A 15,602-nucleotide genomic window follows, 5' to 3' on the forward strand; every position below is an offset into this window, starting at 1 on the left:
GTCCCGGCAATGAGCCTCCTAAAGGGGCGAGCGAGTGGGCATCCCTCGCGGATATGCAGACAGAAAATTGCGCGCTTTTTCAAAGCCCGACGGCTGCGTTCCGACCTGCCGCCTACTGGTTCTGGCATTCCATCCCCACGGAAGCCGTTTGCCGGACGCAACTGGCCGATTTCAAGGCCAAAGGGATCAGCACGATCCTCATTCAAGCCCGTCTCGCCATGCCGCGCGAAGACTACCTTTCCGCTCCTTACCTCGAAGCCTATCGCGTTTCGGCGGAGATTGCGGCTGAACTGAACCTGAAACTCGGTATTTACGACGACTATAACTGGATCAGCGGCCACGCTGGCGGGCGGACAGTTGCGGGGCGCGAACATCTGCGCGAGCGCCACCTCTTCTGGTCATCCGCATTCTCGTCGCATGGGGCCATCACCGGCATCCGTCCGCCTTTCGTACAGACGATGGGACCGGACATCATCGGCTGGCAATACGACGGTGGCTTGGTCGAGTGGTGCGACTGGACGGTAGAGGCAGCGCTGCTTTATCCGTCCTCCGGCATCGAAGGCTTGGGCGAAATTTTCGACGTGACCGCGCGGATCGTCATCACAAATAGCGACGCCGTTTCGTGCGCATATGCATTCGACGGCAAAATCGCTGATGGTCACGCCCTCACTGTCTTCGTCAGCGCCCGCTCCTCGACATCGCGCCTTATCAACTATCTTCTTCCAGAAGCGGCCGAGCGTTTCATCGAAGTCGGACTCGATCCCTTGGTAGGGGCGTTGGCCGGCCTGCTCCCGGACCCAGTCGACTTCGTGTTTTACGACCAGCCGGCTGCGGGATTTTATCGCTGGGACCAGATGTCCGGCAATCTCGGCAACAGCCTGCTTTTTGCGCCGCCATTGCGGAAGGCCGCCACAGACCGGATCGATGCGCCCATCGCAAAAATCCTTTTAGCGCTGGTTCGCAACATCGGACGCGAGACACCACGCCTGCGGGCTCAGTTTTACGCCGCTTATTCGGATTTGATGAATGAGGCATTCTTCGGCACCCTGCGCCGCTGGTCCGAGATAAAGGGCATTGCCCTGACGGGACACGAAATCCTGCCGCATATCGCTTCTTGGGCACTGAATGGTGGCTTCACCAGCATCGACCCGCGCGTGGCACCAGCCGTGGACTTCTTCGGCATCGATGCCTACCGGCATGAGACGGCAGTGGATTCCAACAATTTCGCAGCACAGCTTGCGCCAAAACTCGGCGATTCCGTCGCCCGCTCGAACGGACGCAGCCGATGCGCGGTCGAAACCTATGCCAGCGCCGAGCGAACGACAGTGCGCGCAGCAGGCCAATGGGAACTGACGCTGGAGACGGCGCGCGCGCAAGCGATCCGGCTCCATTGCCTCGGCATGCGGCAATTCATTTGGCACGGCGTCTACCAGACCGACGGCGTTGACAACGACCCGACGCCCTTCGTCAATCCCCGGTTCGATTTCGCGCCCGGCATCAATTTCGAGCCCTGGTGGCCCTATCACGATCTTTTCGCCGACGAGACTGCCCGTATTTCCGCCTTCATCGAAGCGGCCAGCGCCCATACGCCCGTTGCCATCCTTTACCCGCTCTACACAGCGTTTGCGGAAGGACCGCGCCACAGTCACGCCACGCACTTCGGCGCCTGGTGCGAACGTCTTCTTGCGCACGGCTGCGACTTCATGATCCTCAGCGAGGCTGATCTGGCAAAGGCTGAGATCAGGGAGGGCCGGCTTCGTGTATCCGGTCTTGTTTTCGGTGCTGTCGTCCTGCCATCCGTCACAGTCCTGAAAACAGCAGAAACACTTCAAAAGCTCCGAGCCTTCGCAGCATCCGGTGGCGTAATCTGGTCATCGGGCGAACGGGTGTCCATCGCCTGCGACGCCGATGTAGCGATAGATGCCTCCGCCTTTTGCGTTCATATTGATACGCTCCCTGACGAAAATGACATCGCGACGCTTGTGTCCTCTCTTCAATCTTCCGGTCCGCGGCTCGAAGTCCGGCAGGGCGGTAGGCCGTGGCAATGGGTCGGATACGAGGCGGACGATTGGTGGCGGATCGTCCTGTTCAACGATGGACCGGACGAACTTGACGTCGGGATTTCCCATTGTGACGGTTTCGATTGTGAGGATTGGTTGGTGACCGATGGTTCCATCCATCAGGCCGGAGCGTTCGACCGTTTGACTGTGATCCTCGGGCCGCAGGAGGTTCGGTGTTTCCGGATACGGGCAGCGCTTAAGGCCCCCGCGAGCGATGGTCCCACTCCATCCCCGCGCGCGGCCGTCGCCGCCACCGCAATATCGCTCGTCGATGGCTGGAGCTTCGCGCCGGGTATCGAGGCCAAATTTTCGCCGATTTCCGTCGATACCGGCTGGGAAAATCAGGGCTTTGCCGATTTCTCCGGCATCGGCATCTATCGCGCCACGGTCAAAATCGAAACCGAGGCCGACTGGGCCCTGGAGTTGCCGACTGTCGATACTGCCGTAACAGCGTTCCTCGATGGCAAACAGATCGGCCGTCGGGGTTGGCGGCCCTACTGGTTCGCGCTCGGACATTTGAGTCCCGGCACCTATCTGCTGGAGCTCCACATCGCCAACACAGCGGCAAACCGCTATTACCGGAACACGCCCTACCTCGGCGACACGCCGGATAAAAGCGGACTGGCCGCCACACCAAAACTGATCCCGCTTTCCAACTGACCGGATATCACAGCCATGCCGAAACATACGACCATTCCCCTGATGCGCGCCTGGAACAGCTGGTCAGAACGCCCGGCCGAGATGGTTTTCCTGCCGCTCGGCGTGCGCATCACCCCGGTGCTTTATTCGACCCGCAGCAAGACAACCTCGGCCATCGAGCCGCGCCACAACCCGGTCCGTCTGGGGCGGCACACCATCGACGGCTCGCTGATCGAGCTGGAAACCGACCATACCGGCACGACGGTCGCCTTTTCGGCAACGAAAACCGACCCGTTCGCTGTGCGGGGAAGCTGGGATGGCGCGGTATCTGCCGAATGGGGTCTGCGGTTCTGGCTGACGCTGGCAATTTCATCCGATGGCGGCGAGATCGGGGTCTATGATGCTGGGCGTAACACCACGCTCCTAAAGGTCGGCACCCGCTTCGTCGCGGTCGTCACGGCAGAGGCGCCTGTCCATGTCACCGGCCACGAGACGATCGATGCACTGCGCGCCGATTTTGAGGAAAACGGGTATTTCTACACAGCCACCCGCCGCAACGAGGCGCCGGTCGTTGCCCTGCGGTTCAATCTCGAAATGATGCGCAAGAGCGCCTATGCGGCGGCTGTCGCTGACAGCGCCGAACTTGCCATCGCAAAAGCCGAGGCTTGCCTTGCCGGGGATGCCCCGGCTGCAATGTCCGATGCCCAGACCGGGGTGTTTGCCGGATCTCTTGATGCGGTCCGTGATGTGGTTGCCTGGAACACCATCTGGGACGATACCAATGCGCGGCCTTATACGGCCGTGACGCGGATCTGGAACCTCGGGAAATTCGCCGTCTGGTACAACGACCAGCTTTTCGCAGCGCTTCTCGCCGGCGTTTTCGACGCGGATCTGGCCCGCGAAAACATGGCAACAGCGATGGCCAGCGCCACGCCGCAAGGCAACATCGCCTGCATCGTCACCTCCAATGATGCCTGGGTCGATCGCAGCCAGCACCCGAACGGTGCCCTTGTTGCCTGGCAGCTCTACCAGCGGACCGGCGAACGCTCGATGCTTGCGGCAAGTTACGAGGCCCTTGCCCGCAATCAACGCTGGTGGTGGGAAAACCGTGATCCGGATGCTTTCGGCTTGTTGTCCTGCGGAACCTCGGATGTCGGCGAAGGCCTCTACAAGGGAACAGCCTTCGGCGCACGCAACGAAACCGGCATGGACAATTCTGCGACCCATGACGAAGCTGTCTACGATCCTGCCACCCGGACGCTGTCCACATTTGACCTCGGCCTGAACTGCGCAGCCGCCCTCGACGCCGAAATGCTGTCGAAGATAGCGGCGGTTCTCGGCAAGCACGACGCGGCACGAAAATTCGCCGCGATCGCCGAGCGCAGTCGCAAGCTGATCTCGGAAACACTATGGGACGAAAGCCGCGGCATCTTCGCCAACCGCCAGCGCAACGGCGGCTTCGTCCGCTCGCTGTCGCCCACCAGCTTCTATCCGTTGCTCAGCGGCGCCGCCACACCGCAACAGGCATCCCGTCTGCTTGAACATTTGAGCGACAAGGCAACATTCGGCGGTGATTTCGTCCTGCCGAACGCAACGCGCGACGACCCGGCGTTTGCCGACAACGTCTACTGGCGCGGACGCATCTGGCCGAACGTCAACTACATGGTCTGGCTCGGCCTGCGCCGATACGGGTTCAACGCGCAGGCAAGCAAACTGGCCAGCCAGTGCTACGAGCTCTTCATGAAATCCTGGTGCAAGGACCGCATCGCATCGGAAAACTATAATGCAGTCACCGGCGACGCGATGGATCAGGGCGATACCGACCCGTTCTATATCTGGGCTGCGCTGCTGCCGCTGATGGCGACGGGCGAAATCGTCGATTTCGATCCATGGACCGGATGGACCGTCCGCAACGATGGCCGCGACCTGTCCATCGGACCTATGCTGTCGCCTGCCGGAACATTGAATATCGCCGTCGAAGGCGGCGCCCTCACCATGACGCTCAATGACCGCACGGTGATGACAACAGATCTGCAGACAACCTTTTCGCAAATCCATATTGGCGGCACGGCTTTGGCCTGCGTCATCGCGCCAGTCACGGGAGGCGGGACCATCGACCTGCCGGGCATCGCGACAGGCACCGTGGCCGCCGTCCGGCTCAATGGAGCCGGCGCTGCCTACACCACAAGTCATGATGGCATTCGCGTGGATATCGCCGAAAGCGCGCAGGAGCAGCATTTGCAGGTCTATTTTTCACCGACGGAAGCGCGCCCGGCATCAACAACACCTTGACAGATAGGAAAACCTGCATAATAGTTTGTACACAAATAAAAAATGAAAAGACTGATAAAAAATCAGAGGGTTTGAACTGAGGATTACGCTGGACGTTAAATGTCGCCGGTCAGGTCCTGTATCGCAACTTATGTTGTATTGTCGATTGAAGATGATGTTTCGCCATGCTGCGGAACACGCCTTCGCTCGCCCTGAAATATAGCTTGCAATTATTGTCATTCGCTCGATTTTTAATTTGTACACAAAGCATAACGGCGCGTTTACAGCGTGCCTTTGTTTTCGGCTTTGCCGATCCCATTGCGATCGCTGACCGAGTTCACGATCAGCCACAACTGTGTATTTTCAAGAGGGGTGCCAACATGACTGAGATCACAAAACGCAATATATTGAAACTTATGTCCGCAGCACTTGTTGCCGGCGTCAGCTTCTCCGCGCTGCCCGGCATGGCCGCTGCGGCCGGCACCATCACGGTCCTGAACTGGCAGGGCTACGGCACCGACGAAGCCTGGTCGATCAAGGCCTTCACCGAAAAGACCGGCATTGAAGTCGTCCACGATTATTACAGCTCGGAATCGGAAATGCTCACCAAGCTGCGCACCAATCCGGGCACGTATGATCTGGTTGTTCTCAACGCCGCGCGCTGCGCCCAGGCCGTCGCCGAGGACCTTCTCCAGCCGATCGATTTCACCAAGGTCCCAAACACCAAGACCGTCGACAGCGCGCTCCTGACCAATCCGAACTTCAGCAAGGATGGCAAGGGCTACGCGGTTCCGTGGGTCTGGGGTATGACTTCGCTGGCGATCCGCGAAGGCATGCCGGTTCCTGACAGCTATGCCGCTCTGGCTGATCCGGCCTACAAGGGCCGCGTTGCCTTTGACGATGATGCCATCATCAATGTCGGCCTTGGTGCCCTGATGACCGGTCAGGACATGAACGATCCAAAGGATCTCGCTGCCATCACGACGGCGCTGAAGTCGATCAAGCCCAACGTCAAGCTTCTTTGGTCAACCGAGGACCAGTGGAACAAGTCCTTCGCGGCCAAGGAATTCGATCTTTCCGTATTCTGGTCGGGTGGCTCGGTGCGCTCCAAGCGCAATTCCAAACTGCCTGTGACATTCGTCGTTCCCAAGGAAGGGGCCGTTGGCTGGGTTGACGGTCTCGGCATCCCGGCATCCGCGCCGAATCCCGAAGGCGCGCTTGAATTCGCCAACTGGATGATCGACCCGGCCTTTTACGTCGAATGGGCAACCAAGGTCGGCGCTCCGGCATCAGCAAACACTGCGGCCATCGACGCTCTCCCTGCCAACGATCTCAGCCGCCAAGTGCACAAGCCTGAATATCTGAAGACGATGGCTATCGTTTCGGGAATTCCGGATGACCGCCGCGAAGCCTTCAACAACCTCTGGCAGGAAGTGAAAGCCTTCTATGCAGAATGACCAGCTGACATTGGCGTCAGCGCGTGGACCTTCGGGTCCGCGCAGTAGGCGCGCGCTCCCGCCGTGGGTCTCGACAACAGCCCTTTTGATGCCGACATACGGCTGGCTGACAATAGCGGTGTTCCTGCCGCTCCTGACCATGCTCGCATTCAGCTTTCTTTCGGCGACGCCGATGGGCAAGGCGCCGATCGTATTCACGCTGAAACAGTACCGTGCCTTCTTCGATCAGCCCTATCTGGTCGGCATCGGCATCACCTCGCTTTTGATTGGCTTCTGGACGACGCTCATTTGCGCGGTTCTGGGCTTTCTGGCCGCCGTCGCCCTCGTGCGCTCGACGTTCGGCAAGACGCGCGAAATGCTGCTCATCCTTATTCTTTTGCCGTTCTGGACGAACGGCCTGGTCCGCGTCTTTTCATGGACAATGGTGTTGCGGGAAAATGGCTTCCTGGACAGTCTGCTTCACATGGTGGCCCCGGATGCCGGATCGATCGGGTTCCTCTACACCCGCTACGCCATCGTGGTCGGCCTCGTTCACGGCTACCTGCCATACATGATCCTCACCTGTTACATCGCGCTCGTGACGATCGACGATGCGATCATCGAAGCTGCTGTAAGCCTCGGCGCGCGCTGGTGGACCATCCTGTTCAAGATTCTTCTGCCGCTCGCGGCCCCCGGCCTAATTTCAGGCGCGGTCCTGACCTTCGTTCCGGTGATCGGGTCGTTCATGGAACCCCGTATTCTCGGTGGACGCGTCGGCGTGACGATGGGAACGGTGATCGAGGACCAATTCACGCAGGCCTTTAACTGGCCGCTGGGTGCCTCTCTCTCCTTCACGCTTCTCGCCGTCGTGCTCGCGATTTTTGCAACCTTCTCCGGCGTCCTTCGCCGTGGCACGGCAGCGTGAGGAGAAGATCATGACATCACTTGGACGTTTCTATCTCATCGCCATCCTGGTCTTCCTCTACACGCCCATCCTCGTGATGATGGCCATGGGCTTCAATGCCTCGCCGCTTTACGAACTGCCGTTCACCTTCTCGATGCGGTGGTACGACGCTCTCTGGGGCAACAAGATCCTACTGACAGCTGGCATGAATAGCATCATCATCGCCCTGATCACCGCGGTGGTTGCAACGACACTCGGAACGATGGCGTCGGTCGCGCTGTCAAGGCGAACGTTTCGCGGCAAGAGCCTGTTGCAACTGATGCTCTTACCGCCGATCGCCATTCCCTGGCTAATCACCGGCACCGCAATGCTGATCTTCTTCTACTGGACTGGCATCGGCCGGGGCATGCATGCGCTGCTGATTGGTCACGTGGCGCTCGCCGTCCCTTATGTGGTTATGGTTGTTGGCACCGGTTTCAGGACCATCCGTGCCGACCTTGAGGAAGCGGCAATGAGCCTCGGCTCGACACCAGTCCACGCTTTCTTCTCAGTCACGCTTCCGCTGCTCTATCCGAGCATACTGGGAGCAGCGCTGTTCGCCTTCGCAGTATCGCTTGACCAGTTCGTGATTTCCTACTTCCTCGCAACGCCCGGCTACACGACGCTGCCGGTGCAGATTTACTCCTCGATCCGCAAGGGCTTCACCCCTGAAATCAATGCGATCTCGACCGTGCTTTTGCTCGGCTCGATGACCGTGATCCTGATTTTTGCGCGCTTCGCCAAGCCCGGAGACACCAGTGACAAACGTTAAAGTCAATTCCGTCGCCAAGACCTACGGCACCACTCCGGTTCTCGCCGACATCACCACCGAGTTTCCGGAAGGCTCCTTCACCAGCCTTCTCGGCCCCTCCGGTTCGGGCAAGACGACATTGCTGCGCATCGTTGCGGGCTTCATCAAGCCAGACAATGGCGTTGTGATGATCGGCAACACCGATGTCACGGATGTTCCCGTCTGGGGTCGCAACATCGGCATGATGTTCCAGTCCTATGCGCTCTTTCCGCATATGACGATTGCCCAGAATGTCGCTTTCGGTCTCGAACGGCGTGGTATCAAGGGGGCTGCAGCCCGCAAGGAAGTCGATCGCGCGCTGGAAATGGTACGCCTTCCCGGTTTCGGCGAACGCACCCCCAAGCAGCTTTCCGGAGGCCAGCAGCAGCGTGTGGCGCTGGCGCGTGCCATCGTCATCAAGCCAAGCGTGCTGCTTCTTGATGAACCGCTGTCGGCGCTCGACCGCAGGCTGCGCCAAGAAATGCAGGTCGAGCTTTTGCGCATTCAGCGCGAGAGCGGCCTGACGACGATTTTCGTAACGCACGATCAGGAAGAAGCCCTGACCCTTTCAGACAAGGTGGCCATTCTCGACAAGGGCCGCATCGTTCAGATCGGCGAACCTGAAACGGTGTACGAAAAGCCGCTGACGCGGTTTGCCGCCGAGTTCCTTGGTGATTCCAACTTTCTCACCGGTACGGCTGAAAACGGCGCCGTCCGCCTGGCCGATGGTTCGCTGATTAAAAGCACGAGCACCCTGCCCGCCGCAGGTACCAAGGTAACGCTTGCCATACGGCCCGAAAAAATGGCGATCGCATCAAGCGATGCCGCCGAAAACAGCATCAAGGCACGCATCAAGACCGTCATCTATGCGGGACCCGTGCTGTCCTATCATCTGGAAACGGCGGACGGCCTGCCGCTCAAGCTGTTTGCGCAGAACCGTGACGGCACCGTCCTGAAAGAGCGCGACGAAATTACGCTTAACTGGTCGGCGGATCACACAGTCGCAGTGGCCGATTGATCATGGAAACTGAAGCGTTCTCGAAAAACACGCTGCATCTCGTTATCGATATGCAACGCCTCTTTGCCGAAGGAACGGTGTGGTACACGCCTGCGATAGCGGATATTCTTCCTAACGTGTTGATGCTTAGCACGGCGCGGCCGAAGGAAACCCTGTTCGCCCGCTTCGTCGTTCCGCAGAATGCAGCAGCCGCGACAGGCCGTTGGAAGACCTATTATAACCGCTGGTCGGCCGTCACGCTCGATACGCTCGATCCGGCGATGTTGGATTTGATGGCGCCGCTGGCCGCCATTGCCGATGGGAGCGCAGTCATCGACAAGGCGACCTACTCCATTTTCGGTTCGCCGGGCTTTGCCGAACGGCTGAAGACATTGGGTATCGATACCTTGATCTTTTCCGGCGTGGAGACCGATGTCTGTGTCTATGCGAGCGTTCTCGATGCCGTCGATGCCGGCTACAGGGTCATTCTTGCTACCGACGCGCTGACAAGCAGCGATCAGGCGGCGCATGACGCTGTCATGACCCATCTGGTGCCGAGGCTTTCCGAACAGGTCGAAACTTTATCCACTCAGGCCATTCTCAATTTGTGGCAGCATGAAGCAGTATGACGGGATTCAAGCCGTTGGCAAAAAGCAAGATTTGAGAGATCCGATGGACGTTCCGTTCAAACACGATACCAGTGCACCTGACGGTGCTCCGTCCTCGCGCTCCGCCACCGACGCTCAACACGCGCAATATACGCTTGGCGAGCAGATCGGCTTCTATCTGCGCCAGGCGAACCAACGGCACGTTGCTATTTTTGCCAGCCTGATCTCAGAGAAGCTGACGACCACCCAATGGGCGGCGCTGGTCAAGCTCAAGGATCTTCAGCCCTGTTCCCAAGGCAATCTCGGCCGTGAAACCGCGATGGATATGGCGACGATCAAGGGCGTTGTGGATCGTCTCGTCAAGCGCGGGCTCGTTCACACCGCGCCGGACCCCGCCGACGCGCGCCGTCTAGTCCTGACGCTGACTGCCGAGGGAAACGCGACTGTTGACCGCAATCTGGCAATCGCCCTGCAGATTTCGCAGGAGACCTTGGGCACGCTTACCCCGGCCGAGCGCATGATGTTGATGGAACTGCTCCAGAAAATTTGTTGAGCCGCTTCGGTTTGACCCGCAAGACTTGAAAGCTCTCCCCATGTTCCAGCCGACGAATGACGAAATCAAAGCGCTTGTCGATCAGATGACAGTGGTCGAGAAGGTCGATTTTCTCAGCGGCCACGGGCTGTGGAAAACCGCGAGCATCGAGCGGCTCGGTATTCCGTCGATCGTCATGACCGATGGGGCCTATGGCGTGCGATATTCGACCACCCAGATCGATGCCGGCGACAGCGACGAAAACAGCCTTCAAGCATTTCTGGGCCTCGTCAATCAGCAGGCCGGCGATGCACGCGGCATGTTCGGTACGACACGCCCTGCGACATGCTTTCCAAACGGCAATCTACTTGGCTGTTCCTGGGATGTCGATCTTGCCTATCGCATGGGCGCGGCACTTGCAGCCGAGTGCCAGAATTTTGGCGTTCATCTCTTGCTCGGCCCGGGCATCAATACGCGCCGCACGCCGCTTGCCGGCCGGGCCTACGAGTACTATTCGGAAGATCCGGTCATCAACGGCGACCTCGCGGCTGGGCTGATTTGCGGACTGCAGGACAACGGCGTCGGAGCCTCGCTCAAACATTTCGCCTGCAACAATTCCGAGATCGATCGCACAACGACAAGCTCCGATGTCGATGAGCGGGCGTTGCGGGAAATCTATCTGGCAGGTTTCGAGCGGGCGATCGAGAAGAGCACGCCCTGGACGGTGATGAGCTCCTACAATCTGCTGAACGGCGTTCAGGCGGCAGAGAACCATTGGCTGCTGACTGAAGTGCTGCGCGACGAGTGGGGATATGACGGGCTGGTGCTTTCCGACTGGCACGCGATCAAGGACCGCGCCGCTTCGCTACGTGCCGGAACGATACTGGACATGCCGGAGAGCAAACCGCGCAAGCGGCAATTTCTCGAGGCGATCGAAGCAGGAGACGTCGATCTGGCAGTGGTGGATGCAGCCTGCGGGAGGCTTCTCGAATTCGTGCGGCTTTGCAAAACCAACGAACGGCGGGAGACGACGGCCGATCTCGACGATCATCATACGCTGTCGCGCCAGCTAGCGGCGGAATCGATCGTGCTGTTGAAAAACCAAGATGGCGTCCTGCCGCTCGATCCCAAAGTATTGCGCCGGCTTCTGGTCGTCGGCGACGGAGCCATCGAACCGATCATCCAGGGGTCGGGATCGGCGACAACCAATCCCTACCGCGTCGATTGCCCGCTGACGCAGATCACCGAGCGTGCAGGCGCGAGCTTCGCCATCCAGCATCTGCCGTCGATCTCAGGCGACGCAGGCGGGCTCGAACGCGGCCTTAATGCGATTGTCGAGGCGGCACGGGATGCCGATGTCACGATCGTCTTTGCGGAAAATGAAAAAAGCCGCCACGGCGAAGGCAATGATCGCGATTCCCTGCGGCTGGGCGTAGGCCATGATGCTGTCATCGAAGCCCTGACCGCTGCCGGACGAAAAGTCATCGTCATCCTTTCAATGCCCGATACCGTCGAGGCGCGATGGATCGATGATGCCGATGCGGTGCTCGCCTGTTTTTATCCGGGACAGGGCGGCGGCGAAGCCATCGCCCTGTTATTGTTTGGCGAACGGAGCCCTTGCGGCAAGTTATCGGCCACTATGCCGGTGCGCATCGAGGATATCCCGGGCTGGCACACCTATCCGGGCGAACGCGGCCGCCATCTGTATAGCGAAGGTGTTTTCGTCGGTTACCGCTTTTACGATCTGAAGGTAATCGAGCCGCTCTTTCCCTTCGGTCACGGCCTAAGCTACACGACGTTTGCCTATGAAAACATGACGCTCGATGCGGACGCGATTGCGCCGGGCGGCGGCTGCACTGCGCATGTCACCATCCGAAATACCGGGTCTGTCGCGGGCAAGGAAATCGTCCAGATTTATATCCGCCCGGTCAAACCCGGCTTGAAGCGGCCAGTCAGGGAACTCAAAGCCTTTGCCAAGGTGCAAGTGGATCCCGGTGAGGTCAAGACCGTAACACTTGTGCTTGGTGCGCGTGATTTCCAGTATTTCGACACCGCGCGTGCCGCATGGGTCTTGGATGCCGAGGCTTTCGTGATCGAGGCCGCTGCCTCGTCGCGTGATATTCGTATCAGCCATACCCTGCCCTGCCAGCGGCAGACATTCCCGCTACCAACACTCACTCCAGACTCGTCGCCGGCACTGGTCCTTTCCCATCCGCTGGCGGATGTGATGCTGAAACGTTTCTTCGCCGCGAAACTATCGATCTCGGACATGGAGGCAGGTGCCCTCCTCGACAAGGTCCATGGTTCTTTCCTCGGATTTTACGATACTGTCAGTTGGTACGTCGGTGACAGTGTGCGTAAGGAAGAGATCGCCGCGATATTGGAGGAACTGAACAACGTTCCCTCGTAAAAGGGTTCGGCGCAGACATTGTCTGCTGCCATTCTCGCAGACATCGTCCAGGCGTTTCGCATCCGTCCGTTGGCAGATAGGGAGAGAAAACGGCATCTCGTTCGTGCCGTGTCCCAAGGAAAACCCGACAATCCGGTTATCCTTCCACGTTCATTGTACGGCGCGGTGACGCGTCTGGAGGGAGATGTCGGGGCACGTCATATTATCGAAAAGTCTGGCTAGCCGATGGTAGGCATAGAGCTCGGTGCCGCTGCGGGTTTGGATGTCGATACGCAGGAAGCTGTCATTGCCGAAGGCGGAATAATCAAGGCATGAACACGTCTGCCGAGGACGTCTTTCAGCAGCATTGGCAAAAAACGACGATTACGAATATGGTCATTGCGTAAAGAATGAGTCTGATGCCATCCGCCAAATTGGTCTCCGAAAGCCTACAACGGGCGTGACGAAAGCAAGGAGTAAAGCGCTGTGGCCTCATTGAACCAACAACCATAATTTTCGTCGCCAAAACAAAGCCACGACAACTATAATGGGCAGCTATAGAAGAAGAAAAGACCAACAGTTAGAATTAACTGTCCGCCTTCCTCATGGTCGAAATTCGGATTTATGGCGTGCCCATGCCCTAGCCACGCGCAACCGATAAACGATAAACGATAAACGATAAACGAGAAAATACAGCCCAACACGAGGACGGACGAGCCGTGCGCCAACGGAAAGACTACAGTGCGTTGCCAACGATTCCAGCGACATCTTCAATGATATGCCTCAGCGCTGGCTCCTGCCCTTGCCGCGCCACATGAAAAAGTAGAGGGTTACAACTTGTACTTTGACGATTGGTCGGTGGTATGGCTTCTTCCGGGCGCTGGTGCGCAAGATATTTGACGGGCTGTATTTTTCTGCTCATGCTGACGCCGGCCCATCGCGCAGTTGCACAGGATGCGGAGAAACAAAAATCAGCGGACTGGATCGTGACCATTGGCGGATCTACGGAATATGGCCCCTCTTATGAGGGGGCCAGCCGCAGCTCGTTCAGCGTCGCTCCTTCCTTCGATATCCGTCGCATGGGTGAGGCCGCAGGGTATAGTGCGCCGGACGACAACCTTGACACCACATTGTTCGAGATCGCGGGCGTGGAGTTTGGTCCCGTTGCCGGCTTTCGGTCCGGGCGTTCCACTTCGGACGACCAGCGCCTTGAGGGCCTGCGCACGATAGACTGGACGATCGATGCGGGTGCTTTTGTGCAATATTGGCCGGTTAGCGATAGATTGCGGCTGCGCGTCGAAACCCGCCAGGCACTCTGGGACGGACAAGGCCTTGTGGCGGATCTCTCCGGTGACTGGTTTTTGCCCGTTGACGAGAAGCTTGTCCTGTCTGCCGGTGCCCGCGCTTCGCTGGCAAATTCGGCCTATATGAGCACCAACTTCGGCGTCTCCCCCAGTGAGGCGGTTGCGAACGGACGCCTTGATGCTTTTGACGCAAAAGGGGGCTTGAAGTCCGTCGGCCTGGCCGTTGCGGGTACCTATACACTGTCTCCGAAATGGAGCGCGCAGGTCTATTATAAATACGATCGGCTGTTGAATGATGCCGCCACAAGCCCGATCACGAGCGTTCTCGGCTCACGGCACCAGAATGTAATCGGGTTTTCACTCAGCCGGTCATTTGAAATCGGTTTTTGATCCATCAGGCCGGATGAGCCAGGTAATCGCGTGTGATGGGAAGAATGTCATTGCGTTTGCTGATCTGGATTTGGAACACGACGAGATCCTCGTAGCGGAAGGCGGCTTCCGCCGTCGCCAGATAGTATTCCCACATACGGCAAAAGCGCGCGTCATAGAGGCGTTCGACCTCGCTCCAGTGCGCCATGAACCGCGCGCGCCAATGTTGGAGCGTCAAGGCGTAATGCAGACGCAGGACTTCAATATCCGTGACGATGAAACCGGCGGCCTCTATGACCGGCACGATCTCTGACAACGCTGGAACGTAACCACCCGGGAATATGTATTTGTCGAGCCAGGGCGTGGTAAATCCCGGCGGCCCGGAACATCCGATCGTATGCAGAACCATGACACCATCGTCTTCGAGCAACGCATAGCATGTTTTGAAAAAGGCCGGATAGGAGGCGACACCGACATGTTCGAACATGCCAACCGATACGATCCTGTCGAAGCGGCCAGTCAAAGTGCGATAGTCTCGCAGGGCAAACTCAAGGGTGGTTGGAGCGAGTAGCTTCCGTCTGAGCGCATAGACCAGTTGCTCCTCGGATAGTGTCACGCCGAGGACACGGCAGCCAGGTTCCTGCTGTGCGAGATAAAGCCCAAGACCGCCCCAGCCGGACCCGATGTCTAGAATGGTGTTGCCCGGCTCGATCCTGAGCTTTGCGGCAAGATGCTGCTTTTTTGCAGCCTGTGCGTCCTCGAGTGTTTGCTCTTCATGCTCGAAATAGGCGCAGGAATATTGTCTGTCCTTGTCCAGAAAAAGTTCGTAGAGGCGCGCGTCCAGATCGTAGTGATGGGCGACATTGTGCTTCGAGCGGGCCGGCAAATTTCGCAGTCTAAAAATGCGCAACCGTGCACGCATGCTATCGATCAGCCGGCCGACAAGCGGATGTTTCCGGTTGCCTGCTTCCCGCAACATCAGGCCGACGAAATCGTAGATCGTCCCGGTTTCGACAAGAAACCTTCCGTCCATGTAAAGTTCGCCGAGCCGCAGATCGGCATCGATCAGAAGCGCCCATTGCGCTCGATTGTCCGTGAAGCGGACGGAGACGAGTGTGCCCGTGCCGTCTCCGAACGTCATGACGCGCCCCTGCGCTGTCGTAACCCTCAAGGACCCGCTCGTGACGATGCGCGCGAGTGCATGTTTCAGAATGCGGTCTACGACCGAATATCGTGCTGCGTCACGGTGATCCAGATGCGGCAT

At 58.6% G+C, this 15,602-nt stretch carries 11 protein-coding genes; 10 read left to right on the forward strand and 1 reads right to left on the reverse strand.

Annotation, left to right across the window (positions count from 1 at the left end; translation table 11 throughout):
- The first annotated feature begins 53 nt into the window (after positions 1–53).
- The 10 genes from R6X40_RS23770 to R6X40_RS23815 all read left to right on the forward strand — a co-directional run bounded on the left by R6X40_RS23770 (position 54) and on the right by R6X40_RS23815 (position 14,359).
- A complete protein-coding gene (locus R6X40_RS23770; RefSeq protein ID WP_318416645.1) occupies positions 54–2,720 on the forward strand; it encodes a carbohydrate-binding protein in 2,667 nt (888 codons plus the stop codon).
- 15 nt (positions 2,721–2,735) lie between these two features.
- Positions 2,736–4,991 carry an MGH1-like glycoside hydrolase domain-containing protein gene (locus R6X40_RS23775; protein ID WP_318416647.1) on the forward strand — a complete coding sequence of 752 codons (2,256 nt, stop codon included), beginning with the start codon at positions 2,736–2,738 and terminating at the stop codon, positions 4,989–4,991.
- A gap of 359 nt (positions 4,992–5,350) precedes the next feature.
- Positions 5,351–6,427 (forward strand): ABC transporter substrate-binding protein, encoded by a 1,077-nt coding sequence (locus R6X40_RS23780; RefSeq protein WP_318416649.1) that lies wholly within the window; start codon positions 5,351–5,353, stop codon positions 6,425–6,427.
- Positions 6,417–7,331, forward strand: coding sequence for an ABC transporter permease (locus R6X40_RS23785; protein WP_318416651.1), 915 nt, complete (start codon positions 6,417–6,419; stop codon positions 7,329–7,331). Before R6X40_RS23780 ends, R6X40_RS23785 begins: the two co-directional genes overlap by 11 nt.
- 10 nt (positions 7,332–7,341) lie before the next feature.
- Positions 7,342–8,121, forward strand: a complete 780-nt coding sequence (locus R6X40_RS23790; protein WP_318416653.1) for an ABC transporter permease — start codon at positions 7,342–7,344, stop codon at positions 8,119–8,121.
- On the forward strand, positions 8,108–9,157 hold the full coding sequence (locus R6X40_RS23795; protein WP_318416655.1) for an ABC transporter ATP-binding protein: 1,050 nt from the start codon (positions 8,108–8,110) through the stop codon (positions 9,155–9,157). Before R6X40_RS23790 ends, R6X40_RS23795 begins: the two co-directional genes overlap by 14 nt.
- A gap of 2 nt (positions 9,158–9,159) precedes the next feature.
- Positions 9,160–9,765: a cysteine hydrolase gene (locus tag R6X40_RS23800; RefSeq protein WP_318416657.1), complete on the forward strand. Its 606-nt coding sequence runs from the start codon at positions 9,160–9,162 to the stop codon at positions 9,763–9,765.
- A 43-nt stretch (positions 9,766–9,808) separates the two neighbouring features.
- Positions 9,809–10,297, forward strand: coding sequence for a MarR family winged helix-turn-helix transcriptional regulator (locus R6X40_RS23805; RefSeq protein ID WP_318416989.1), 489 nt, complete (start codon positions 9,809–9,811; stop codon positions 10,295–10,297).
- Between the two features lie 40 nt (positions 10,298–10,337).
- Positions 10,338–12,686: a beta-glucosidase family protein gene (locus tag R6X40_RS23810; RefSeq protein ID WP_318416659.1), complete on the forward strand. Its 2,349-nt coding sequence runs from the start codon at positions 10,338–10,340 to the stop codon at positions 12,684–12,686.
- Between the two features lie 965 nt (positions 12,687–13,651).
- Positions 13,652–14,359, forward strand: a complete 708-nt coding sequence (locus tag R6X40_RS23815; RefSeq protein ID WP_318416660.1) for a MipA/OmpV family protein — start codon at positions 13,652–13,654, stop codon at positions 14,357–14,359.
- 4 nt (positions 14,360–14,363) lie between these two features.
- Here R6X40_RS23815 and R6X40_RS23820 read toward each other — a convergent pair whose 3' ends face one another.
- Positions 14,364–15,602: a cyclopropane-fatty-acyl-phospholipid synthase family protein gene (locus tag R6X40_RS23820; protein ID WP_318416662.1), complete on the reverse strand. Its 1,239-nt coding sequence runs from the start codon at positions 15,600–15,602 to the stop codon at positions 14,364–14,366.

The organism is Rhizobium sp. PL01 (assembly GCF_033447125.1).
Taxonomy (GTDB): Bacteria; Pseudomonadota; Alphaproteobacteria; order Rhizobiales; family Rhizobiaceae; genus Pararhizobium.